The organism is Streptomyces sp. NPDC038200 (genome assembly GCF_055600785.1).
Map to the genome: position 1 here is coordinate 17,829 of NZ_JBVJYH010000026.1, position 22,532 is coordinate 40,360.

The following is a 22,532-nucleotide window of genomic DNA, read 5'->3' on the forward strand; positions in this document are numbered from 1 at the left end:
CGCCCCGTGATCAGGTGACGGGACGATCAGTCCTGAGGGAACCGTGTGGGGCCGGAGAACGGCTGCGCACGGCGCGGGTGTTAGTTTCCTTCCCGTGTTGGGACACCAGGACGAGACGAGGGCGGCTTACGACGGGGTCGTCGATCTGTACGCGTCGATGTTCGCCAATGGGTTGGAGACGCACCCGTTCGCGCGGAACATGATCGGCACTTTCGCCGAGCTCGTGCGTGGCACGGGGAACCTGCGGGTGGCCGACGTCGGGTGCGGCCCCGGTCATGTGACGGCGATGCTGCATGACTTGGGGCTGGACGCCTTCGGGCTCGACCTCTCCCCAGCCATGGTCGCCCACGCCCGGCGGGCCCATCCGGCGCTGCGCTTCGACGAAGCGCGGATGGAGGCCCTGCCGGTCGAGGACGGTGCGCTGGGCGGAGTGCTGTCCCACTACTCGATGATCCATACCCCACCTGGAGAATTGCCCGCGCTGCTCGCCGAGCAGGTGCGTGCCTTGGCACCAGGGGGCCTGCTCTTGGTGTCCTTCTTCGGGACTGAGGGACCGGAGCCGGTTCGCTTCGACCACAAGGTGACGCCCGCCTATAGCTGGCCGGCGGAGCAGTTTGCCGAGTTGCTGGCCGGGGCCGGTCTCGTCACATTTGCTCGGTTGCTCCACGACCCAGCTTCCGAGCGGGGTTTCCTCGACACTCATTTGCTGGCCCGCCGCCCGTAGAGCGAGGGTCGTGGCCTGCGCCGGGGTGGCGTAGATCATTCGCGTGGATGAGGCGCGGCTGACTTGAAGGTCCTCTTGCCGTACTGATTCGTGTCGCGATCTGGCTGAAGCTGGGCATCCCCAGATCGATCACTTGGCGTGGACGGGCTTGCTCTGCATCGAGCTGGATGAGTATCTCCTCTGCGCTGGCGAGGCTGACTTGGAGTCCGTCGATCTCACCGAGCCATCCCTCCTGTTCCGCTTCGGTGATTCGGGCGATCAGGTTGTCGCGGATCTCGACGAGGCGGTGTCTCTGAGCCGGATCCGGTCGGAGCATGGAGCATCGAATACACGCGTGTTCGTGGATGCAGGGAGTTCCGAATGCGCGAGCGCAGATTCCGATGGACAGTTCGCGTCGCTCGAAGTGCCCGAGGAATGCATCCCGTTCCTCGTTGGTGGGGGTCCGGTATTCCTCGCTCGGGCGGAGTGCTCGGCGCCGGGCGATGAACGCGCGATGGGCTTCAATGGCCTCGCCGGGGTAGATGGCGCTGTATCCCATGGTCGTGTTGAGGCTGGTGTGCCCGGCGATGACCTGCGCGATGTGCGGGGGAAGGCCGCTGCGGATGGCATCGGTGATGAAGATCCGCCGAAAGTCATGGGGCGAGAAGTCCAAGGGGTGTCCGGCTGAGTCGCGACCCCCGCACCGGTGCCGTCCCCTTGGATCAGGCTGTGATGGCTGGCTTCCAGCATCTCCTCGATGCGGACACCGGTGTGCTGAAGAAACTCGAGCATCGCCCAGGCCCAGAACGCGCGGCTCTCGGAGAGGGCCAGGTCGACGCGCCGGCCGGCGGCGATGTTCACCGCCCAGGTCGTGCCGTCCTTCGCTGGCCGCCTGGAAGGTGTCGCCCGCGAAAGAGAACTGACCGCCTGGCGGGGTGTCCATCAGAGCCTGTAGTCGGGCTTTGGCCTCGTTCAGGCATGATGAAGCCGCTCGGGCGACGACGGGCAGAGCCGGACGTCGTTCCCTCGTCCGGTGGTACTTTCGCGCTTTGCGCCGCTTGTTGTCTTTCACGACAGCGACATCAGCGTCCTTGATCGGACTCGGCACCGCCCAAGGCCCCCAGCGTGCCGGCCTGTCGATGGCCCACTGGGCGATGTCGAGATAGGACGCCCGGACGGAGAGCATGATGCTGGCGACATTGGCGCGTCCGGTCACTACTTCACGCACGTTGCCGTCTGGCTGGCGGCGCCGTTCGATGCGGGCCTGGCATCTCTGCTCCCAGGCCGCGCTCACCTCGGGCGCCAGGTGGAGAGAGTCGATCCCTGGATGATGTTGTTCCAGATCACCCAAGAAGTTGCTGGCCAGGTGCCGGGACAAATTGTTCCGGGACGTGTGGTCGAGACCCGGCTGCCGCTCCTTGAGATAGTCCACCAAGAGATCTCGGACAGGGCGGCAGCGGACACCGAAGCGGTCGACGAGCTGCTCCACCGACACCTGCCCACTGGTGTTGGCCAGGTAGCGCAAGGAACTGGGGGCTTCTGCGGGCAGGGTGCCCAACTCGCGCAGCCAGGCGTAGAAGAGGGTGTTGTCGCGCACTTTGACGTTCGCGGTTTTGTTCGCCGCTTTGAGTGCGGCCAGATACTCCACGGCGTCGCCGACGGTGATGTCCGCCAAGGTGCCGCCCTTGGCGGCCACGATCTTGGCCAGGGAGTGCAGGGCATCACGCCCGACCTTGGAGGATCACGTGGCAGATTCGACCATCGCTTCAAGCTGAGCCATCAACTTGAAGCTCGACCAGCACAAGGACGTGCCGTCCAAGTTGTGGGAAGCTCCGGCGGCCTTCTTCCTCCTGGCGGGACACGACTGGACCACCAATGAGTTCAAGATCTGGAAGTTGCGCTTCGACAAGAACATCGGCAGGTTCACCTTCAGCCCCGCCTCTTCATGGAGGGGCGAAGGACACGATGAGAAGGTGCTGTCGATCATCGGCGATGAGATCGGAGAAGCGCGGGAAGTCGTCCTGGAGAACCTGCGGGGCCCGGACGGGATTCGCTCGGGCGCGTTCGACATGGAACGTGTGAGGGCCTTGGCCTTCATGGTTGACGCCGAGACGTCCCACTCGATCGGCGGCCACATCCAGAGGGTCAAGGTCTACAAAGCTTTGCAGTGCGTGCCGTTCACCATCTCCCGCAACGGGACGAGGTCGCTGCTGGGTCGCCCGCTGCTCGACTACGAGAAGTCCGAGACTATCCCGACGCTGACGCTGGACTACCAGTGTCTTGCGCCAGAGATCCGCTGCGCTGCTGACGTTCGGTCTCGTCCACCGTCCAAGCGCACTGGTCGTTGGCTGCCTTGCCGGAACTACCCGCGAAAACCACCTGCGAACTTCAGTCGCAGAACACTAGCCCGCAGGCCAATGTGGGTTCGGCATGCCGTCATCGCTCATGTGCGCCCGCTGCCAGATCCGGTTCCAACTGAACGGGATCTCCGGCACGCGCCGGTGCCACTGCCCACACGGACATGGTGCCAGCACCCACGCGCACTCACGGCACAGCTCGATCCAGCCGTGCCCGGTCGAGGTCAGCTCCCGCGGTCCTTCATCCCCGCAAGCCGGGCAGCCGGGCGGCTCAGCGCCGTCCAGAATCGCGTTCTGCCGCCGGACATACTCGGACAGTCGCAGCGGCGGGTGGCGAAACGGGTCTTGGTGCCAGACGCGATCCGGGCCGTCCCACCTGCTCCGCAGCCACCACGGTCGCGGGTTCGGAACGGTCCGCCTCCCGGCCTGCTTGTCCGCCCTGCGTTGCGCGGCGTACTCCTCCGCCCGTGCGAGCCACAACACCCGCCCCTCATACAGCTCCTCCACCGCCCGCACCAGCGCGTCCGGGTCCGCCTCCAGCCGCCGGGGGATCGCGGCGCTGAGTGTGAGGTGGTGGTACGTCGCCCGGAAGCCGTACGGAGCAAAGAGGGTGATGCAGGTCCGCAGCGCGCTGTGCCGGCGGCGCAGGGGAAGGCGGGCGTCGTGCACGTGCGCACGGTGGGTCAGGAAGCTGGTCATGGTGGGGGCGCAAGGTCCAGTGCCCGTGCCAGGGCGGCAGTGACGGCGGCGGCGTGTGCCGGCAGGTGTCGTTCAGCCCAGCTTCCGGCAAGACCGAGGAAGTCCTGCAAATCCTGCTGGGCGCCCGCGACGAGCTTGCGTGCCTGGTCTACCGACAGCTCGATCACCGGGCTGCCGTCCGTCCCGTAAGCGTCGAACGTCAGCCGGACCATGTCGCCAACGCGTTCGGCCACCGACGACGGATCGTGGCCGAAGTAGGAGCAGCCGGTGCCGTCGAGCACTTCCAGCCAGTCCCGCCAGGTCTCCAGGCCGTTGCAGCAGCCCGGCTCGATGAAGACGGTGTCGGTGACGTTGTCGGTCACCCGGAACCCTCCGGCGGCGAACAGATCAGGCATGGTGAGCAGCCCGTGCAGGAATGCGCCGAGCGGGTCGGTCGGGCACGGCCCGTGCTCCTCCTCCGGCTCGAAGTCGTTGCAGTCGGCGATCTGCATAACCGCCGTGCCGACCTCCGCCGGAGTCAGCTCCCCGTTCAGCACGAGGTAACCGTACGATTCCTGCTCGCCAACCGGCCAGAGCGCGAAATCGTCGGCGGCGGAGATCTCCAGAACGGGTTGCATCACCATCACATGGGGATGATGCCGGACCCACTGCTGCACCGCCACGGGCTTTCAGCTGGCATCGGGCTCGGAGCGGGCCCGCTACCTGGCAGTTTCGCGGTGCGCTCCGGGCAGGCGGCGTTGACATAGCGCATGGCGGTCTGCGCGGTGATCCCGAAATGCCGCATCAGCTGGAGGGGATCACCGGTGACAAACGCCTCGTTGAGCACGCGGTCCTGCCGCAGGCCGACGAGTGTGACGTTCTTGGGGAGGGTCCTGCGAAGCGATGTTCTGCTGACCACCGGATGATCCGGGTCGAGGGCCGTCTTCTGACCGACGAGAAGACAGGGGTTCGTCGATGCTGGCCAGCGGTGGTAGCGGTAGGCGAGCCACTCGCTGGCGAGTCGGTGGACCAACGCGCCTCGGCGTGACCTGCCTGAGGAGCTCGGCTCGTTCCAGACCGCGCACAAGCGGCTGATCCGGTGGGCGGTGCACCGTCAAGCCGACGGGTTGCGGCGACCTGTGGCAGGAGCGTTGCGACGGTCTCTGCATGACGTGACCGCGGTCCATAAAAGGCCCGGTAACCAGGGTGATCGCGGCGCGGTATCTGTCGGGCCGCATGTCGTAGCGGGTGGCAGTGCCGCGCCATTGCTTGAGCCGATGGAAGCAGCGTTCGACGACCTTGCGGCGCCAGTAGACGGCGCTTCGAAGCCACATGGCCGTTCGCGTCGCCGTGCCCGCCCCGCGAGTTGGTCGACATGTTCGGGATGGTCGCCTTGATTCCGCGTCGGCGCAGGTAGGCGCGGAATGAGCGGGCCGAGTAACCCAGTGGTGAGGCATGCGGCGACTAAAGCCCGTCCCGCATCTGACCGGTTGGCGGCGAGGCGGCCAGATGCAGACGTTGGACACCGCCGCGTGTCAGCAGCAACCCGCTGCTGGTTACGAGGTCATGGGCGGCAGGGCCAATCCTCATGCCGGAGATTCGTCGGCCCTGCGTGCTCTCGACGATGGCCGGCCGGGTCGCCGCTCGCAGGGCCTTCCAGACAAGGCTCGTCTCCTCGGTCAGGAGCTGATGTCTCTCAGGTCCCACCTGCTGCTCGAACCAGCGCACTGCGAGACGGCCAGCCTCGAAGACTTCGCCCTCGCCGTCCTGAACGCGACGTGAGCAAAGGAACTGCACGACGGCCGAGTGCCCGATGCCGGATCTGGGGGCGAATGCGTTGTCCACCAGGACATCTTCAGGTGCGCGAGACCCATCTGGCAGAAGCAGAAACGCTTGCCGACCACCGCAGCTCAGAGCCTCCCCGAGTGAGCGATGCAGATGCACCTGGTGAAGGCCCCTTGGGCCGGGGTGACTGCACAGCCAGCCGGATCGTGGCAGGGCTTCGCTGATGCGCTGCCCGATGAGTTGCTCGTCTTCGGGTAGCGACCACACATCGGTCGTCTTCGTGCGGGAGCCAGGAAGAGCCATGAACGCAGCATCCCAGAGGGCGAGGACGTCCCCCGCAGGGGCGTCCGGGACCCCGCCGCCTGTCTCGGGACCGGGAAGACCTTGCCGGCCGATGCGAAGATCACGGGATGTCTCGTGTGATCACCGCATCGGAAGTCTCGTGGATACTCCCGTTCACCGGGCTGTCTCCGCGGGAATTCCGCACGTTAATCGCGGCGCTGCGACGCGAGGGCGCCGATGGAGTTCATCCGGGACGCCCCTGGGGCCTGTCGCTTGAGGACCGGGTTCTACTGGTGGCTGCCTACTGGCGGACGAACCTGACGTTGCGACAGCTTGCACCGCTCTTCGGTGTGTCCAAGTCGGCTGCTGACCGCATGCTGCAGCACATCGGCCCACTGCTCGCGCTCAAGTCCCGTAGCCGGTTCCGCCCGGGCACCGTGCTGATCGTGGACGGCACGCTGGTGCCCACCCGGGACCGCTCCATCGCCGCACAGTCGAAGAACTATCGTTACTCGACCAACCACCAGGTCGTCGTCGACGCTGATACTCGCCTGGTCGTTGCCGTGGGCCGCCCACTGCCAGGCAATCGCAACGACTGCAAGGCGTGGACCGAGTCGGGTGCCGCCGCCGTGGTGGGCAAGACGACCATCATCGCTGACGGCGGCTACCAGGGCACCGGACTTGTCATCCCGCACCGCCGCCCGGCCGGCGGCGAGCTGTGCGACTGGAAGAAGGAGCACAACCACTCGCACAAGCAGGTCCGCGCCCGCGTCGAGCATGTCTTCGCGCGGATGAAGACCTGGAAGATCCTCCGCGACTGCCGCCTGAAAGGCGACGGCGTCCACACTGCCATGCTCGGCATCGCCCGTCTGCACAACCTGCTTCAGGCCGCGTGGGCCACCAATCAGCCCGAGCTCCACCGTTCGCAGGGGCAACAAGATCAGTTACGGGACAGCCTTTAGGTTCTGTCTCTTTGGTCAGCGTCGGGTCCGGAGGAGGATGTCGGCGAGGTGGAGTGCGGCCTGGTAGGCGATGGCTAGTTTGTCGGTTCGTGTGGCCAGGCCGCGCCACTGCTTGAGCCGGTTGATGCACCGCTCGACTGTGTTCCGCTGTTTGTAAGCCTCCCGGTCGAAGCCTGGCGGGCGGCCTCCTCGGCGGCCTCGGGGCTGGCGGTGGCCGAGCTGGTCGGACGGCTGCGGGATGACCGCTCGGATTCCCCGGCGCCGCAGGCGGCTGCCAGGAACGGACTGCGCGGCGGTGCGTACCGGTTCGCCCTGGTGGAGTACGTACGACCACAGGAGCCGGCGAAGCGGTGCGGTACGGGCCCGTTCGAACCGGTGGCGGGCGAGAGCAACCCGTGGGATCCGGAGCACTCCCGGCAGCAGGAGCGCCGCGACCCCCGGGCCTTCACCCACCCGCCTCCTGGGAGCCGACGGCCGATTCCGTCGTGCCGTCGGCGGGCAGGTGGTGGGTGTGGGATCGTCGGTGTGGTCCTGCGGGGGCGGGTCTGGCGTGACGCAGGTGATCTCGCAGGCGTCCGGACGGGGGATGTGGATGGCTTCGCGGGTGCTGGGCGGCCGGTACGAGTTGGTCGCGTTCGTCGGCCGGGGCGGTATGGGAGAGGTCTGGGAGGGCCGGGACCGGCTCATCGAGCGTCGCGTCGCGGTCAAGCTGCTGCCGCACGACCGGCGGGACGACACCGGGGCGGAGTTGTTCTTCCGAGAGGCGCGCACCGCGGGCGCCCTGAGCCACGCGGGCGTGGTCACGATCTTCGACCTGGGTCAGGATCCCGACGACGGTGCCCTGTACCTGGTGATGGAGTTCGTCACCGGCCGGGACCTGGACACGGTGCTCCGCGAAGAGGGCGTGCCGGAGGTGGCCGTCGCCGTCGGCTGGGCGGGACAGGCCGCGGCGGCGCTGCACGCCGCGCATACGGCCGGGGTGGTGCACCGGGACCTGAAGCCGGCGAACCTCATGCTCACCCGGGACGACCGGATCAAGATCCTCGATTTCGGTATCGCCCGGTACATGGCGTCCACACACAAGTCGAGCAAAGTCATCGGTACGCTCGCCTACATGCCGCCCGAGCGTTTCGGCGACCACTCGGGGGACGCCCGTTCCGACCTGTACTCCCTGGGCTGCGTGCTCCACGAACTCCTCACCGGGAACCCCCCGTTCCAGGCCGCCGAGCCGGTCGCGTTGATGGCCGCCCACCTGAACAGGCCCCCGCAACCGCCGGGCCGGACCCGCCCGGGTGTCCCCACCGCCCTGGACGACCTGGTCATGGCGCTCCTCGCCAAGGACCCCGACGACCGCCCCGCATCGGCCGCCGAGGTCCGCGATCGCCTCCGGGAACTCTCCGCCGTTCCGCCCGGCCAGCCCGCCCCGCCCGCTCGGCCTATCGGTGGACACCTGCGGTCCGGCGCGGAGGCGAGAACCGTCACCGCCCCGCACCGCGGTTCCGGCCCCGGCCTCGGCGAGACCGCCGCGTCGGCGCCCATGCCCGTGGAGACCGCAGGGACACGGGAGCCGACCGGGCGCGTGAGCCGCCGCACGGCACTGCGGCTCGGTATCGGCGCCGCCGCCAGCGCCGGCATCGCCACCGCCGCCTTCACTCTGTACGACCGCGACACCCACGAGGCCCGACGCCGGCAGGCAGCCACCCCCGACCCGCGACTCCGGTGGCGCTACACGACCGGAGCCGCGGTCACGTCCGCGCCGAAGGCGGCCGCCGGGGTGGTGTACGTCGGCAGTGCCGACGGGAGCGTGTACGCGCTCGACTCCACCACGGGGAAGAAGAAGTGGCGCTACCACACCGGCGGCACGATCGAGAAGGCGCCGGCGGTGGCCGGCGGGACGGTGTGGGTGGGCAGCGCCGACGGCAACGTGTACGCCCTGGACGCCGCCACGGGGAAGAAGAAATGGCACTATCCCACCGGCGACAAGGCCGCGGCGGCGCCGACGGTGGCCGGCGCGCACGTGTACATCGGAGGCAGCCATGAGGTGACCGCCCTGGACGCGGACACGGGAAAGAAGAGATGGGCCGTCGCCCGCGATTCCGGCCTGGAGTTGCCGGCCGTGGCCGACGGGGTGGTGTACATCGCCGGCTACAAGACCTTCTCCGCCCTCGATGCCGCCACCGGAGAGGAGAAATGGGCGCGCGGCGCGAACGACTGGGGCTTTGACAGGGCGGTGGAGTGGGACAGCACCGTGGACGACTGGGGTTTCACGGCGGCCGCGGTGGCCGACGGGGTCGTCTACATCGGCAGCAGCAAGCGGGTGTACGCCCTGGAAGCGGCCACCGGGGACAAGAGCTGGTCCTTCGACACCGACGACTGGGTCAGATCGGCGCCGACGGTGGTCGCCGGCGTCGTGTACGCCGGCTGCAGCGACAAGCGGGTGTACGCCCTGGACACGGTGACCGGGGACACGCGATGGGCGTTCCACGCCGGCGGCAAGGTCGAAGGCACACCGGCGGTGGCCGGCGGAGTCGTGTACGTCGGCTGCTCCGACCGCCACGTGTATGCCTTGGACGCGGCCACCGGGAAGAAGAAGTGGGCCCACCCCGCCGGCGGCGGTGTCCAGTCGTCGCCGGAGGTGGCCGACGGGGTCGTGTACGTCGGCGGCCAGGACCACGACGTGTACGCCCTCAGAGCCGTCCTCGACGCCGGCCCGTCGTAGCCGCCCGCTCCCGGATCCCGCCGCAGCGCCCGGAGGCGGTGGCGTGGACGCGACGACCTGCCTGGTGTAGCCGTAGCGGGCGCTGAGCGCGGCGTTGATGGCGTTGGCGAAGGCGGTGTTCTCGGCGGTCGTGCAGTAGTCGGAGACGTTCAGCGAGAAGCCGCGGGCCTGCTTGAGGCCGGCGCCGTGAAGTCGCTGGGCCAGGGTGGCGCCGTCCCCGGAGTACCCGCCGCAGTAATCGTGGTTATAGACGTTGCACGCGACGAGCACGGGCAGCTTGTCCCATTAGTCGGCCGCTCTCACGTACGCGCCGGTGACGGTGCGGGTGCTGCCGCTCCAGGCGCCGAACCAGCCGGCAACGTCCCGTCGTGGAACAAGGCGACGACGTCCAGGCGGGTGGTGTCGATCTGCGTCGGCGAGGAGGCGCCCCGCCGCCGGCGACGTCTCATCGCTGCCGTCCTCGCCGGCCAGGGCGACGTGTTCGTGCGGCGACGTGTCCAGGTCTGTCATCAGCTGTCCGTGCCACACGCGTGCAAGACAGCGGGCGGGACCTCGGTCGGTTCGTCGGCCGCCCCGGTGCCCTCGATCACCGCGGGGCAGTCGCCGCGGTTTCCGGGAGGCCGGTCACGAACGGGTACGGTCGGCGGCTCGTCTCCATCGAGGTGTGTATCCGTACGATGACTCTCGATAACGATCTCGGCTCAGCCCTTGTGGGTGGTGTGATCCGTTTTAGCCTCCGACCATGGGATTTCTTACACGCCGCCGCAAACGGGCCAGTCTCGCTCCTGAACTCGACGACCAGGAGCTGGGCAGGCTGCTGAAGTCCCTGCGGGCCACCGCCAGGACCGGCACCATCGCCACCACCGACCTGTGCATAGCGCAGATGTCCCGGCTCCTGGACCAGGACCTGGACGACTGGGACCGCCGAACCCACCGCATCAGCGTCCTGGCGGACTTCCTCGCCGCGTCGCAGCTGCCCGGAGCGTGGGCCGCACGCGAGCCCCGCAACGCGACCGCGCTCGTGCTGCACGCCTGGGCCCAGGTGGCGCTGGCCCGCGCCGAGGACCGGCGGGGCGAGACGGCCGGCGCCGTGGAGAGCTGTCTGCGTGCCGCCGACCTCGCGCCGGACGACCCCACCCCCTGGGTGGCCCTGCTCCGAGTGGCACGCTGGGAGCGCTGGCAGCAGCCCCAGATGTTCGGGGTGTGGAACGAGGTGCTCGCGCGTGACCGGTGGAACCGCGAGGCGTACATGAACATGTTGGCCTATCTCTCGCCGGAAGAAGGGGGTTCCCGGCTCCAGGTCCTGGAGTTCGTGGACGCGCTGGGCGCCCGGATGCCTGCCAACGCCCCCTGCGCGGCGACGGAACTCACCGCTCAGGTCTTCCAGTACCAGGCCATCCTCGGCCGGGGCGGTTACGAGGCACTGGTGGCACGGACCCACTGGTCCCAGGGGATGGCCGCCCAGGCACTCGACCGCGTGGCGCACACCTGGGTGCAGCCCGGTTTCCTCCGGCACGCCAAGGCGATCGCCGACTTGAATCTCCTCGCCTACGCGCTCATGGCCGGCGACCGTCGTGCCGATGCCCGCGCCGTGTTCGAGGCGGTGGGCGGGCTCGTGACCGCCTGGCCCTGGCAGACGGGCGGCGACCCGCTCACGGAGTTCGAGCAGGCGCAGAGCAGAACGGCTGTCGGCCTCTGAGCGGTGCGCTCGGCTCGACCGCCGTATGCGAGGGGTGCGCACCCGGGGTGTGCGGGCGGCCGGAGGCGACCGGTGACGGTTCCGACGGCCGCCCGCCTTTTCGGCCGGGCTTCCCTGCGTGTTGTTCCGCGTGGGGGAACGAGTTCTGCCCACCCTGGGACAGGACGTCCGAACCCGGGGCGCGCCGCCGTGACCGCACTCGCCGGCCCGGACCCAGGTGCCTCTCGTCCCCCTCTCGGGAGGTAACCCGCATGCAGCGCGACTCCGCCGGCGCCGGGACCAAGGTGGCGGCCGTCCTGGCCGAAGCCGCCCGTAGCGGCGTGCCCCGCCCCCCCGGTGCGCTCTCTCCTGCCCGAGGGGGACGTCGAGGCCGCCTAAGCGGTGCGTCGGCTCCCCGTCGAGCGGAGCGTCGCTGCGGGCCCACCCGCTGCGGGCCGGTGACATCGTCCTGACCGGTGCGCTCGGCCCGATGGCGGACGCCGCACCGGGTGACGAGTTCAGCGCCCACGTCGAAGGGCTGGGCAAGGTCGGTACGGCGTTCGCCGCGGCGTGCCGAGGTCGACGGGTACGAGGTGAGCCCCCAGGGCCGTCTCGCCCCCGGCGCGGACAGCGAGTTGACGCTGAGGGTGAGGTCGGTCTTTCTTACCCGCCGTGACGGCCGGGGAGTCGGGTGCGCGAGGTCGCCCGGGTGGTGCGGACCACCGGGTGACGCGGAGTCACCCGGGCGGGTGACCCGCACCGTCGGCCCTATGACACAGCGTCACAACGTCATTACGCTACGCATGTGATCGGGGCATGGTGCAGCGGAGGCCGGCGCGCGGGGCGTTCCCGTCGCGCCGCCCTGCTGCTGGGGCTGGTCCTCGTGATCGCCGCCCATCTCACCGGCGCGGTGCACGCCTGCGCCTACGCCGGGCCGGACCCGAGCCCCGTGGTGGCTCGGGACGTCCCGCACGTCGCCACCGGAACCGGTCACACGCGTCCGGGCCGGCCGCAGCCCGGTCACCGGCACGCCGCGGACGGCCACCTCGACCACACGGCGGACCGGCCGCGTGCCGCCCTGGACGACACCGGGCTCGGTGACGAGGCGCACCAGCCGCTCCTGCCCACCGTGTCCGGCGGGCGCTTCGCGCACACCCCTCGGCGCCTGCCGGGCGGTGTCGTCCGCGCCTGTGAGAACGGCTCCTCACGCGCGGTGACCTGCGTTCTGCGGCAGTAGGAGCGTGCCCGCACGCCCCGGCCCGGTCCGTGGTCCGCGGTGTGCCCCGCGCGCCCCGCCCACTCGCACGGCGCCCGTCGCACCGCCGGGCGCGAAGGAGTCGTACACCCATGCCTGTCTCCCTGCCCGAACCGTACGGGGCGCGCACGCCCCGGCCGCTGACCGCGCGACGCCCCGCCCATCTCGTCGGAAACACCCCGGTCCTGTGGGTGGACGAACCCTTCGCCCCGCCCGGCCGCGGCTTCTACGCCAAGCTGGAAGGCGCCAATCCGGGCGGCCTCAAGGACCGGCCCGCCCTGCACATGGTGCGCGAGGCCCGCCGGCGGGGCGATCTCGCGCCGGGTGCGCCGATCATCGAGTCCTCCAGCGGCACCCTCGGTCTCGGCCTCGCCCTGGCCGGGCTGACCCATGGCCATCCGGTCACCGTCGTGACCGACCCGGGCATGGAACCGCCCATGGCACGCCTGCTCACCGCGCTGGGGGCGCGGGTCGTCCAGGTCACCGCGCCGCACCCCGGGGGCGGCTGGCAGGAGGCGCGCCGCGAGCGGGTCGCCGAACTGCTGGCCCGCACCCCGGGCGCGTACTGCCCCGACCAGTACCGCAACCCCGACAACGTCGCCGCGTACCGGCCCCTGGCCACCGAGCTGATCGCCCAGCTCGGCCGGATCGACGTGCTGGTGGCGGCGGTCGGCACCGGCGGCCACTCCGCCGGTGTCTCCGCCGTGCTGCGCGAGGACTTCCCGCGGCTGGCGCTCATCGGCGTGGACTCGGTCCGCTCGGCGATCTTCGGCCAGCCGGCGGGCCCGCGGCTGATGCGCGGCCTGGGGTCCAGCATCCATCCGGACAACGTCGACTACGCGGCCTTCCGCGAGGTCCACTGGGTGGCTCCGGCCGAGGCGGTCTGGGCCTGCCGCCGGCTCGCCCGCCGGCACTACGCCTCCGGTGGCTGGAGCGTCGGGGCGGTGGCGCTGGTGGCCGGGTGGGCGGCGCGGACGTACCCCGCCGGGACCAGGGTCGCGGCCGTCTTCCCCGACGGTCCGCATCGCTATCTGCAGACCGTCTACGACGACGCCTGGTGCCGCGAACACGCGCTCCTCGGGCAGGCCCCGCCGACGGAGCCCGACGACATCGCCGAGCCGGACGCACGCGTGGTGACGCGGTGGACCCGGTGCGCCCGGGTCCGCGATCCGCTCGCCCGCCATCTGGCCCAGGCGGGTGCCCGGTGAGGCGGCTGCGGGCCCAGGTGGCGTCCTTCGACCGGCCGGCCCGGCTGCTGATGGTGAACCAGTTCGCCATCAACCTGGGCTTCTACATGCTCATGCCCTACCTGGCCGACCATCTGGCCCACGGCCTCGGCCTCGCCGCCTGGGCCGTCGGGCTCGTGCTGGGCGTGCGCAACTTCTCCCAGCAGGGCATGTTCCTCGTCGGCGGCACCCTCGCCGACCGCTACGGCTGCAAGCCGATGATCCTGACCGGATGCGCGCTGCGGTCGGTCGCCTTCGGGCTGCTGGCGGTGGCGAGTTCGCTCCCCGCCCTGGTGGCGGCCTCGGCGCTGACCGGTCTGGCGGGTGCGCTCTTCAACCCGGCCGTACGGGCGTATCTCGCGGCGGACGCGGGGGAGGAGCGGCGCGTGGCGGCGTTCGCCGCCTTCAACGTCTTCTACCAGGCTGGCATCCTGGTCGGACCGCTCGCCGGACTCGCCCTGCTGGCCTGGGACTTCAGCGCGGTGTGCGCGCTCGCGGCGCTCATCTTCGGCGCCCTGGCCGTGCTCCAGTCCCGCGCCCTGCCCGCGCGGCCCCCGGCCGGCCGTGGCACCGAACCCGCCTGGAAGGCGGTCGCCGCCGACTGGCGCACCGTCGCCGCCAACCGCCCCTTCGTCCTCTTCGCGGCCGCCATGAGCGGCTCCTACGTCCTGGCGTTCCAGGTCTATCTCGCCCTCCCGCTGCACGCCCGCGCACTCTTCGGCCGGCAGACCGGGCCGGTCACGGCGGTGATCTTCGCGGCCTCGGCGCTGGCTGCCCTGGCGGGACAGCTGAAGCTGACCGCGTGGGCCCAGCGCACCCTGTCCGGGCCGCAGGCCGTCTCGTGCGGGCTGGCGGTCATGGGCGCGGCCTTCCTGCCCCTGCTGCCCCCGGCGTACGGCGCCCCGGCCGGGGTGGGGGCCCTGACGGTGTGCGCGGTCCTGCTGGCCTGGGGCGGGGCGCTGCTCTATCCCTTCGAGATGGACACCGTCGTACGGCTCTCCGGCGACCGGCTCGTCGCGACGTACTACGGCGCCTACAACACCGCCTCCGGCGTCGCGATCTCGCTGGGCAACCTGGCCGTCGGGGCGCTGTTCGACACGGGCGTGCCGTGGCTGCCGTGGGCGGTGCTGGCCGCGACCGGACTCGGCTGCGCCGGTCTCGTCGCGCGCCTGCACCGGGCCGGACACCTGCGGGAGCGCCCGGTTGCCGTGCCAGGATGACTTGCCGCCGCACAGGGGCGGGCGCACGCTCGCCGCGCCGGCCGGCCGGTTCCTGGCGACGGCGACGACGGCGATGAAGGCCCAGGTCACCGCCTTCCCGACGGATCAGCGACTGCGCGGCTTCAGCTGCCTCGACACGGCCCTCGACACCGGCGCGCCGGCCCCGTTCACCGGCCTGGACCCTGTCCGCCGCCGCGACCTCACCCGACAGCGCAGCTGGGCGGACCGCATCGGCCAGGTCATCGCCCTCGGCACCGCACCGGCGGCGGAGACCGTCGCCCGTGCACACCTCCGGACCGTCCCGACCGCCCACCCGGAATGACGGACGACGGCAGAAAGGCACTTCATGTTCGACGACCTCGACGTCCGCGCGCTGCACCGCCGCCCCGGAGCCAAATGGCACCGAGCCGCACCGGACGTCCTTCCGGCGTGGATCGCGGAGATGGACTTCCCGCCGGCCCCCTGTGTGCGTGAGGCCCTGCTGCGGTGCGTGGAGGACGACCTCGGCTATCCCTCCTGGGACGGCCGGCACGCGGACAACCCGCTGCGGACCGCCTTCGCCGAGCGCATGCGCGACCGCCACGGCTGGGTGCTCGACCCCGCCCGCGTGCGGGAGTTCACCGACATCAACCAGGGTCTCCAGGCCGTGCTGAACGTCGCCACCCGGCCCGGCGACGGAGTCGTGGTGCACACGCCCACCTACCCGCCGTTCCTGGAGACGATCGCGAGCATGGGCCGGCGCCTGGACTCCCTGCCGTACACGCCGGACGGAGACAGCAGCTGGACGTTCGACGCCGACCGGCTGGACCGGGAGCTGGGGAAGCGGGCCTCCCGGGTGCTGCTGCTCGTCAACCCGCACAATCCCACCGGCCGGGTGCTGCGGCGCGAGGAGCTGGAGACGCTGGCGGGGCTCGCCCTCCGCCACGACCTGCTGGTCGTCGCCGACGAGATCCACTCCGACCTCGTCCACGCACCCCACCGGCACATCCCGTTCGCCTCGCTGTCGGCCGAGGTGGCCGCGCGCACCGTGACCATGACCTCGGCCACGAAGGCGTTCAACGTGCCCGGGGTGCGCTGCGCCGTCGCCCACGTCGGCGCGGCCGAGGTGCGCGAGGCGCTGGCGTGGCCCGGCCACCTGTACGGCGAGCCGAACACCTTCGGCGTCGCGGCCACCCTGGCCGCCTGGCGGGAAGGGGACGACTGGCTGTCGCGGTTGCGGCCGGTGCTGGCCGACAACGCCGCCCTGGTGCGTGAGGAACTCCCGTCCGGCGTGCGCTACCGGATCCCGCAGGCCACCTTCCTCGCCTGGCTGGACTGCCGTGATCTGGCGCTGGACACCGACCCGTACACCTTCTTCCTCGACAAGGCCCGGGTCCTGCTGAACGACGGCCGCGCGTTCGGGCCGGGAGGCGAGGGTTTCGTCCGGCTCAACTTCGGGACGTCCCAGGAGATTCTGCGGGACATCCTGGGCCGGATCCGAGACTCCCTGGACTGAGCGTCCCGTCCCCGCTTCCCGCGCGTCGCCCCCCTGGCCAGGGGGTTTCGCACCGGCCGGTTTCCCCGCACAGGGGTTGTCCTGACAATTACCCGCTCCCTAGGGTCGTCCGCGGAGGGCGGCAAGCGCTTACGACTGGGTCTACACCCCGGCCCCGCACCTCGAACCCGGGCGCGCCACCGCCTGGCGCACCCCCGCGCAGGACGTGCCCAGCTCGCACACCGCGCAGCTCGGCGCCCTCCTGGACGCCTACCACCGGGGCGTACGGTCCCCGGGCAGCGGCCAGGACGCCCGGGCCGCCCTGGAGTTCGCCGCCGCCCTGTACAAGGCGGCGTTCACCGGGCAGCCGGTGAACGCGGGCGAGATCGGCCCCGGCGACCCCTACTCCACGGCCATGCACGGCAACCACCCCGACTGGGCCCCGAAGGAGCGCGCATGAGCATCCGGGTCGGCCATGTCCACGGCGAGCACCTCGCGGTCGAGGCGCCGAACGGCACCGAGATCCTCCGCGAGGCAGTCGAAGCAGGCCAGCGGATCACCGCTGAGGTGATCATCACCGAGACACGCTCCGGACAGGTCACGCTCTCGTTGAAGGCGCTGCAGGAGGACCCGCTCATGCGGTTCGCGGACCAGGTCGGCCGCGTTCTCACCGGGCCGATCATCAAGAACGTTCCCTTTGGCCACAGCCCGCGCGGCGAACGCGTGTCGGCGGCCGTCAGGGCAGCGTGCGGCACAGCAGGGCCGCCGGGCCCGGGCGGCTGCCCACGCGGGTGGTGAAGGCGATCCCGGCCGCGTACTCGTTCGTCGCGCACTGCCCCTTGTAGGCGCCGTTCGCGAAGTCCCCGCCGGACGCGCCGCCGGGACGGTTGTCGGAGCGGTCGAACCACACGGTGCGCCCGGTGCCCGACAGCGTGCCCCGGGCGGGGACGCACAGTGCCGCCGACACGCGTTCGCCGCGCAGGCTGTAGCCGATGAGGAACTCCCCGGTGGGGCACTGCAACTTGGTGTAGCCGGACGCCCAGTCGCCGCCGGCCGGGACATGGCGTTCGTCGGTGACGACCGTCCGGCGAGCGTCGGCGGCACGCAGATCCCCCGCGCCGGCGTCGGTGCACAGGCCGCGCCCGCCGGTGTGGCTGAGCCCGGCCAGCCGGGAACCGTCGGGGCAGACCGCCTTGTACGCTCCCGCGTCCCAGTCTCCCGCGGCGCGTGTCCGCAGCGACTCCACCGCGTCGCCGTGGTCGGTGCTGAGCATGCGCCACACGGGAACGGACGCCACGGGGCCGGTCCGGCCCGGCGCCGCCACGAGGTGCTGCCAGGCGGTGGCCCGCCAGTCGTCGCCATCGAGGATGCCGGAGCGGTGTCCCGCGCCGTCGTAGCGCAGCAGGGCCCAGTCGTCGTGGCCCTCGAAGCCGACCAGCGGCCAGAAGGCGAAGTCGGCGTCATGGTCGGCGAGGTAGTCGGTGACATTGCCGAACCAGGTGCGGGCCGCCGGGTTCGTCTCGTTCGCGCCGATGCCGAACTCGCTCACCCAGACGGGCGCGGTGTAGTGCCTGCCCGTCTCCTCCACGAAGAACGCCTCGTCGTCGAGGGCGGCGGCCAGCTCGGTCCGGGACAGGTCCTGGTAGCGGGCGTCGTGGGTCTCGCCGATGCCCGTGGCGCCGCTGTGGTGCGGACCGGTGTAGCCGTAGAAGTGGGCGGAGTAGACCAGTTTGCGGGAGTCCACGAGGGTGTGCGACAGCGTGCGGGCCGGGGTGAGGACCGGCCGGCCGTGCGGGAGCCCGTCCACGGGCACACCGGTCCAGTTGATCCCCTCGATCACGACGAGGAGGCGCGGGTTCGCCTCGGTGAGGATGCGGTCGGCGGCGAGCTGGGCCGCGCCGTACCAGTCGTGGTCGTCTCCCAGGCCCCAGTTGGGGTCGTCCAGCACATCGCGCCGGACCTCGTTGTACAGGTCGGCGCCGACGACACGGGGGACGGAGGCGTAGCGGCGCGCCATGAACACCCAGTCGTCCGCCCATCGGGCGGTGGACTGTCCGCTGTTCCACCGCTCGTTGCCGTCGATGCCGCAGCACCACCGGGACGTGTTGGTGTGGTTGTTGAGGATGACGGCGAAACCGCTCTGGCTGAGCGCGTCCACCACGGTGTCGTAGATCTCCAGCGGAGTTCTGCCGCGCAGTCGCGGGTTGGCCGTCACGGCGCTGTCGGGTACGGGCGTCGTGCTGTGGATCATCTCGTTGGAGAACGGCAGCCGAACGGTGTTGACCCCCAACTGGTGGAAGTCCGCCAGAAGCCGGTCCAGCGGGGTGCGGTCCAGGCCGAGCGGTATGCCGTGGGAGTCCTGCCCGGCGTGGTGGGCGGCGGGGTCGGCGGCGCTGCCGCTGCCGGTCCACGAGCCCTGCGCGCCGTCCCAGTTGGCGCCTCTCAGCCGGAACCGGTCGCCGTGGGCGTCGACAATGTAGCGGCCCTGGGTGGACAGTGGCGCGGACCAGGTGGCCTCGTCCTTCGCGTCCTCGGCGATCCGGGTGGGGGCGGAACGTGGTGGCGCGGCGGCCAAGGCCGGGGAGGTCGCGGTGGCCGCCGCGGTCGCGAGCAGGAAGACCGCGGTGGTGACGGCGAGTCGCAGCACGGCTGGTGACTTCGGCATGAGGGCAGCCCTTGGGGATTCGGAGGCGTGGGGGAGCGGGCGACCGGTCGACGGCACCGCCCGGCTGGGCGGAGTCTCCACCACCGGACACGGGACGGGGAAGAGCCGGGGCGACCGGAGAGCGTTTCTTCGCCTGTGCGGCCGTCGTCTCCAGACCTGACGGATCGTCGATGCGTCCGGTGCACGGAGCGCCCCCGGCGGATGGGCCGACGTTCACGCGGCTCACCCGCCGGGTGCGTGGTGGGGGGATCTCAGCAGTACGGGTCGCCGCCCGGTGGGACCCCGAGGATCTGGGCGAACCGCTGGTAGGCGTCGACGCGGCTCTGTACCTGCGCGGGGGCGGTCAGCCGAGGACGGTCTGCGTGACGACGATGTGCCCGGCGTCGGGATTCAGGCTGCCGCCCAGCCGGCTGAACGCGCCGTCGGTCAGGTCGAGGCACTTGGGCTCCTGCGGAGTCTGCGCGAACGTGCCCCGGTCGTTGACGCGGACCACCAGGGAACGGCCGTTGGCGACGTTCGTCACCTGGAGCCGCGTGCCGAACGGGAGTTGCGGCTGACGGCTGAGCGAGGTCGCCGCCGTGTCGGCGTTGTTGTCGAAGACCTCGCCACTGGCGGTCAGGGCGCCGGGCGGCTGGGGCCCGTAGTGCGTGGCCCAGCACTGCTCGCCCACCGGTACGGCGGATGCGTGCCGGGCCCCGGCCTGGGCGGGGGGCGCGGCGAGCAGGGCGACCGACACGGCGACGGCGGCACCGAGCGCGGTACGGAACAGAGCCGAGGGAGTGGGGGGTTGAACGGCCACGGGCGGAGATCACAGCCTTTCGCGGTCGGTGAAAGGACAGGGAAGACCTCGCCGGGCCGGACCTGCCGTGCGCGGAGGCCCACCCGGCACCCGGGAACGTAAGTGGTCTGAACCAGCACCGTCAAGAGCCGAACAAGGCACTCCTGGGACGGAGTTGACCGTCCTCGGCCTTGAACACGGGCCGGCGTCCCGGTGGCGGTGCTTTTCGGTCGGCGTTCAACGCTTGATGTCGGTGAGGGGGAAGCGCCCGGTCGTCACCATGGGGCGGAGCCCCTTCGCGCCTATTGACGGCGGTCTGGTCCGTACCTATGGTCCTCGGCAATCGAACGTTCAAGAAGCCGCATGGCGTTCACATATGAGGACGGACCAGATGCAGGACAAGGACACACCCGCCCGGCGCCGCCGCACGTCCCCGCGTTCCGCTCTCGCCCTCGCGGCGGCGACCACCATGCTCGCCACCGGACTCCTCTCCTGGCCGGGCGCCCAACGGGCGGAGGCCGCTCCCACCACGTTCGCGCACCCCGGGGTCACCGTCTCCCGGGCCCAGCTCGACTTCGCCCGCACCAAGGTGCTCGCCGGTGCCCAGCCCTGGAAGAGCGCGTACGACCAGATGATGGCGAGCAAGTACGCGTCCCTCAGCCGCACGCCCCAGCCCCGCGCCGTCGTCGAGTGCGGTTCGTACTCCAACCCCAACTACGGCTGCACGGACGAACGCGAGGACGCGATAGCGGCCTACACCGACGCGCTCGCCTGGTACTTCACCCGCGACGAGCGCTACGCCAAGAAGGCGATCGAGCTGATGGACGCCTGGTCCGCCGTGCTCAAGGACCACACCAACAGCAACGCCCCGCTCCAGACGGGCTGGGCGGGCTCCTCCTGGCCGAAGGCCGCCGAGATCATCAAGTACACGTACACCGGGACGTGGGCCGACTCCGGCCGGTTCGCCACCATGCTCCGCAACGTCTATCTACCCGAGATCATCAACGGCTCGAACTCCAACGGCAACTGGGAACTGTCGATGATGGAGGCGGCCGTGGGCATCTCCGTCTTCCTCGACGACAAGGCGTCGTACGACACCGCCATGGCCAAGTTCCGCACCCGCACCGCCGCCTACGTGTACCTCGCGTCCGACGGCGACCTGCCGAAGACCGTGCCGAGCCAGAACCTGAACACCCGCGACAAGATCGTCTCCTACTGGCAGGGCCAGTCCACCTTCGTCACCGGGCTCACCCAGGAGACCTGCCGCGACTTCACCCACACCGGATACGGCATCTCCGCCATCTCGCACGTCGCCGAGACCAGCCGGATCCAGGGGCAGGACCTCTACGGCACCGACGTCGGTGAGCGGCTGCGGCAGGCGCTCGGCTTCCAGGCCAAGTACGAACTGGGCACCGCCGTCCCGAGCTGGCTGTGCGGGGGAACCGTCAACCGGGGACTGGGGCCGGTCACCGAGGTCGGCTACAACGCCCTGCACAACCGGCTGGGCATCGCCATGACCAACACCCAGTCCCTGACCGAACAGAACCGTCCGGCGGGCAGCAACAACCTCTTCGTCGCGTGGGAGACCCTCACGCACGGGGACAACCCCGACTGACCGGCCGGCTCCGGTCCCCGAGGCGCCGCGGCGGACCGGAACCACTGCTGTGCGTCGGTTCCGGTTCCTGGGCGCCGCTCCGTCGTTGTGCAGGGCGTGGAACGCGAACAGGCTCCCCAACGACGCCGGTTGGGGCGGGGTGCGCCGCACCTCCAGGACCAGCCGCCCGAGGAACCGGCGAAACGGCCCTTGTCGTTACGGGAACGCGCGCGTCGGCTGGAGGACCCGGCATGGGGTGCGTCGAGCCCGCGACGACGCACAGCGGCCGGCGGCTCGCGGCGCGGCGGGCCGGTCACGTGAGGTCGGTGCCGGGGAGATACCGGGCGGGGCGCCGAAGGCGCCGCCGCCCGGCGGCGGGTCAGATACCGAACGGCCGGGCGTAGCGGACGGTGCCGCGGGGCAGCGGGTGGCCGGCGTCGAGGGACAGGGCCATCAGGGCCTCCTCCGGGACGTCGATGGTCAGACCGATGCCGTGGCCGGAGGCCCGGGTGAAGCCGAACCGCGGGTAGTACGCCGGATGCCCCAGAACGACAACGTGGTGCTCGCCCCTGTCCTTGGCCGCCGCCAGCGCGGCACGGACGGCCGCGGACCCGGCGCCGGTGCGCTGGTACGCGGGCAGCACGGCGACGGGAGCCAGGCACAGGGCCGGGGCGTCGCCGATGTGGCAGCGCGTCAGCAGGGCATGGCCGACGGGTGTTCCCTCCTCGTCCGTGGAGACGAGCGACAGGCCCGCGATCCAGGAGGGGTCGGCGCGCAGCGCGTCGACCAGGTCGGCCTCCGCGGAGGTGTCGAACGCGGCGAGAATGATGTCGTGGACGGCGGGGACGTCGGCGCCGGTCTCGGCGCGCGTGATCCAGTCGCGCATGATGGATGAAGATCCGTTCCAGGAGTGTGCACGTGTGGGCCCTCGCGAGCTCACGCTCCCGGCGAGGTCGGACAGGACGAGGTCAGGCCACGGCCCGGGACGTGAGGGAGGCCCGGGCGCTGCGCACGGTGGCCCTGAGCGCGGTCATCAACCCCACCTCCCTCTTCTCTCTGCTCCTCATCGACACGTACGCCCCCGATGCTACAGGACCCCTCTCCGCGCACCGGGCCTCGGCCGCGACCCGGACGGCGGCGCGGCGGCCCCGTCCTC

The 22,532-nt window shown here is 70.8% G+C and carries 20 protein-coding genes and 6 pseudogenes; 14 read left to right on the forward strand and 12 right to left on the reverse strand.

Features of this window, described 5'->3' with window-relative positions:
• The first annotated feature begins 94 nt into the window (after positions 1-94).
• Positions 95-724: a class I SAM-dependent methyltransferase gene (locus ACZ7KF_RS36440; RefSeq protein ID WP_283975017.1), complete on the forward strand. Its 630-nt coding sequence runs from the start codon at positions 95-97 to the stop codon at positions 722-724.
• Here the strand turns inward: ACZ7KF_RS36440 and ACZ7KF_RS36445 are convergent.
• The 5 genes from ACZ7KF_RS36445 to ACZ7KF_RS36465 form a co-directional block, all read right to left on the reverse strand.
• Positions 645-2,399 (reverse strand): site-specific integrase, encoded by a 1,755-nt coding sequence (locus ACZ7KF_RS36445; protein ID WP_471085176.1) that lies wholly within the window; start codon positions 2,397-2,399, stop codon positions 645-647. The genes ACZ7KF_RS36440 and ACZ7KF_RS36445 overlap by 80 nt on opposite strands.
• Before the next feature lie 45 nt (positions 2,400-2,444).
• Entirely contained in the window at positions 2,445-2,690 is a 246-nt protein-coding gene (locus ACZ7KF_RS36450; protein ID WP_471085179.1) for a hypothetical protein, read from the reverse strand.
• A 415-nt stretch (positions 2,691-3,105) separates the two neighbouring features.
• Positions 3,106-3,759 carry a hypothetical protein gene (locus ACZ7KF_RS36455; protein ID WP_471085182.1) on the reverse strand — a complete coding sequence of 218 codons (654 nt, stop codon included), beginning with the start codon at positions 3,757-3,759 and terminating at the stop codon, positions 3,106-3,108.
• Complete coding sequence (locus tag ACZ7KF_RS36460) at positions 3,756-4,421, reverse strand: hypothetical protein (protein WP_471085185.1); 666 nt, start codon at positions 4,419-4,421, stop codon at positions 3,756-3,758. Before ACZ7KF_RS36460 ends, ACZ7KF_RS36455 begins: the two co-directional genes overlap by 4 nt.
• On the reverse strand, positions 4,382-4,771 hold the full coding sequence (locus tag ACZ7KF_RS36465; RefSeq protein WP_471085188.1) for a hypothetical protein: 390 nt from the start codon (positions 4,769-4,771) through the stop codon (positions 4,382-4,384). Before ACZ7KF_RS36465 ends, ACZ7KF_RS36460 begins: the two co-directional genes overlap by 40 nt.
• Between ACZ7KF_RS36465 and ACZ7KF_RS36470 the strand changes: the two are divergent.
• Positions 4,767-4,892: pseudogene (locus ACZ7KF_RS36470) on the forward strand (IS5/IS1182 family transposase); the annotation flags it as partial. The gene ACZ7KF_RS36465 and the pseudogene ACZ7KF_RS36470 overlap by 5 nt on opposite strands.
• 310 nt (positions 4,893-5,202) lie before the next feature.
• Here the strand turns inward: ACZ7KF_RS36470 and ACZ7KF_RS36475 are convergent.
• Complete coding sequence (locus tag ACZ7KF_RS36475; RefSeq protein WP_471085191.1) at positions 5,203-5,583, reverse strand: hypothetical protein; 381 nt, start codon at positions 5,581-5,583, stop codon at positions 5,203-5,205.
• Positions 5,584-5,933: 350 nt separating this feature from the next.
• On the opposite strand from ACZ7KF_RS36475, the gene ACZ7KF_RS36480 reads away from it, so the two are divergent.
• Positions 5,934-6,767 carry a transposase gene (locus ACZ7KF_RS36480; protein WP_471085194.1) on the forward strand — a complete coding sequence of 278 codons (834 nt, stop codon included), beginning with the start codon at positions 5,934-5,936 and terminating at the stop codon, positions 6,765-6,767.
• Positions 6,768-6,782: 15 nt separating this feature from the next.
• Here the strand turns inward: ACZ7KF_RS36480 and ACZ7KF_RS36485 are convergent.
• Positions 6,783-7,037: pseudogene (locus tag ACZ7KF_RS36485) on the reverse strand (IS5/IS1182 family transposase); the annotation flags it as partial.
• Positions 7,038-7,359: 322 nt separating this feature from the next.
• Here ACZ7KF_RS36485 and ACZ7KF_RS36490 point away from each other — a divergent pair.
• Complete coding sequence (locus ACZ7KF_RS36490; protein ID WP_471085197.1) at positions 7,360-9,486, forward strand: protein kinase domain-containing protein; 2,127 nt, start codon at positions 7,360-7,362, stop codon at positions 9,484-9,486.
• 42 nt (positions 9,487-9,528) lie between these two features.
• Here ACZ7KF_RS36490 and ACZ7KF_RS36495 read toward each other — a convergent pair.
• Positions 9,529-9,768 (reverse strand): annotated as a pseudogene (locus tag ACZ7KF_RS36495) (hypothetical protein); the annotation flags it as partial.
• 460 nt (positions 9,769-10,228) lie between these two features.
• On the opposite strand from ACZ7KF_RS36495, the gene ACZ7KF_RS36500 reads away from it, so the two are divergent.
• The 9 genes and pseudogenes from ACZ7KF_RS36500 (at position 10,229) to ACZ7KF_RS36540 (ending at position 17,137) form a co-directional block, all read left to right on the forward strand.
• A complete protein-coding gene (locus ACZ7KF_RS36500) occupies positions 10,229-11,185 on the forward strand; it encodes a hypothetical protein (RefSeq protein ID WP_471085200.1) in 957 nt (318 codons plus the stop codon).
• Positions 11,186-11,567: 382 nt separating this feature from the next.
• Positions 11,568-11,735, forward strand: a pseudogene (locus ACZ7KF_RS36505) (fumarylacetoacetate hydrolase family protein); the annotation flags it as partial.
• Positions 11,736-11,969: 234 nt separating this feature from the next.
• Positions 11,970-12,401 carry a hypothetical protein gene (locus ACZ7KF_RS36510; protein ID WP_471085203.1) on the forward strand — a complete coding sequence of 144 codons (432 nt, stop codon included), beginning with the start codon at positions 11,970-11,972 and terminating at the stop codon, positions 12,399-12,401.
• 110 nt (positions 12,402-12,511) lie between these two features.
• Complete coding sequence (locus ACZ7KF_RS36515) at positions 12,512-13,627, forward strand: PLP-dependent cysteine synthase family protein (RefSeq protein WP_471085206.1); 1,116 nt, start codon at positions 12,512-12,514, stop codon at positions 13,625-13,627.
• On the forward strand, positions 13,624-14,865 hold the full coding sequence (locus tag ACZ7KF_RS36520) for an MDR family MFS transporter (RefSeq protein ID WP_471085209.1): 1,242 nt from the start codon (positions 13,624-13,626) through the stop codon (positions 14,863-14,865). The genes ACZ7KF_RS36515 and ACZ7KF_RS36520 overlap by 4 nt, the downstream gene beginning before the upstream one ends.
• A 1-nt stretch (position 14,866) precedes the next feature.
• The gene (locus tag ACZ7KF_RS36525) at positions 14,867-15,187 is read left to right on the forward strand and encodes a hypothetical protein (protein WP_471085212.1); all 321 of its coding nucleotides are present in this window, start codon (positions 14,867-14,869) and stop codon (positions 15,185-15,187) included.
• A 24-nt stretch (positions 15,188-15,211) separates the two neighbouring features.
• Complete coding sequence (locus ACZ7KF_RS36530) at positions 15,212-16,360, forward strand: MalY/PatB family protein (RefSeq protein ID WP_471085215.1); 1,149 nt, start codon at positions 15,212-15,214, stop codon at positions 16,358-16,360.
• A gap of 133 nt (positions 16,361-16,493) precedes the next feature.
• A pseudogene (locus tag ACZ7KF_RS36535) lies at positions 16,494-16,799 on the forward strand (gfo/Idh/MocA family oxidoreductase); the annotation flags it as partial.
• The gene (locus ACZ7KF_RS36540) at positions 16,796-17,137 is read left to right on the forward strand and encodes a hypothetical protein (RefSeq protein ID WP_471085218.1); all 342 of its coding nucleotides are present in this window, start codon (positions 16,796-16,798) and stop codon (positions 17,135-17,137) included. The pseudogene ACZ7KF_RS36535 and the gene ACZ7KF_RS36540, both read left to right, overlap by 4 nt.
• Here the strand turns inward: ACZ7KF_RS36540 and ACZ7KF_RS36545 are convergent.
• The 3 genes and pseudogenes from ACZ7KF_RS36545 to ACZ7KF_RS36555 all read right to left on the reverse strand — a co-directional run bounded on the left by ACZ7KF_RS36545 (position 17,076) and on the right by ACZ7KF_RS36555 (position 19,803).
• Positions 17,076-19,004: a glycoside hydrolase family 5 protein gene (locus ACZ7KF_RS36545; RefSeq protein WP_471085221.1), complete on the reverse strand. Its 1,929-nt coding sequence runs from the start codon at positions 19,002-19,004 to the stop codon at positions 17,076-17,078. The two genes, ACZ7KF_RS36540 and ACZ7KF_RS36545, sit on opposite strands and share 62 nt — an antisense overlap.
• A 251-nt stretch (positions 19,005-19,255) precedes the next feature.
• Positions 19,256-19,342, reverse strand: a pseudogene (locus tag ACZ7KF_RS36550) (chitinase); the annotation flags it as partial.
• 5 nt (positions 19,343-19,347) lie between these two features.
• A complete protein-coding gene (locus ACZ7KF_RS36555) occupies positions 19,348-19,803 on the reverse strand; it encodes a septal ring lytic transglycosylase RlpA family protein (protein WP_471085224.1) in 456 nt (151 codons plus the stop codon).
• 355 nt (positions 19,804-20,158) lie between these two features.
• Here ACZ7KF_RS36555 and ACZ7KF_RS36560 point away from each other — a divergent pair, with 355 nt between their 5' ends.
• Entirely contained in the window at positions 20,159-21,397 is a 1,239-nt protein-coding gene (locus ACZ7KF_RS36560; protein WP_471085227.1) for an alginate lyase family protein, read from the forward strand.
• Between the two features lie 358 nt (positions 21,398-21,755).
• On the opposite strand, the gene ACZ7KF_RS36565 is transcribed toward ACZ7KF_RS36560, so the two are convergent.
• Entirely contained in the window at positions 21,756-22,262 is a 507-nt protein-coding gene (locus ACZ7KF_RS36565; protein WP_471085230.1) for a GNAT family N-acetyltransferase, read from the reverse strand.
• Positions 22,263-22,532 lie beyond the last annotated feature (270 nt).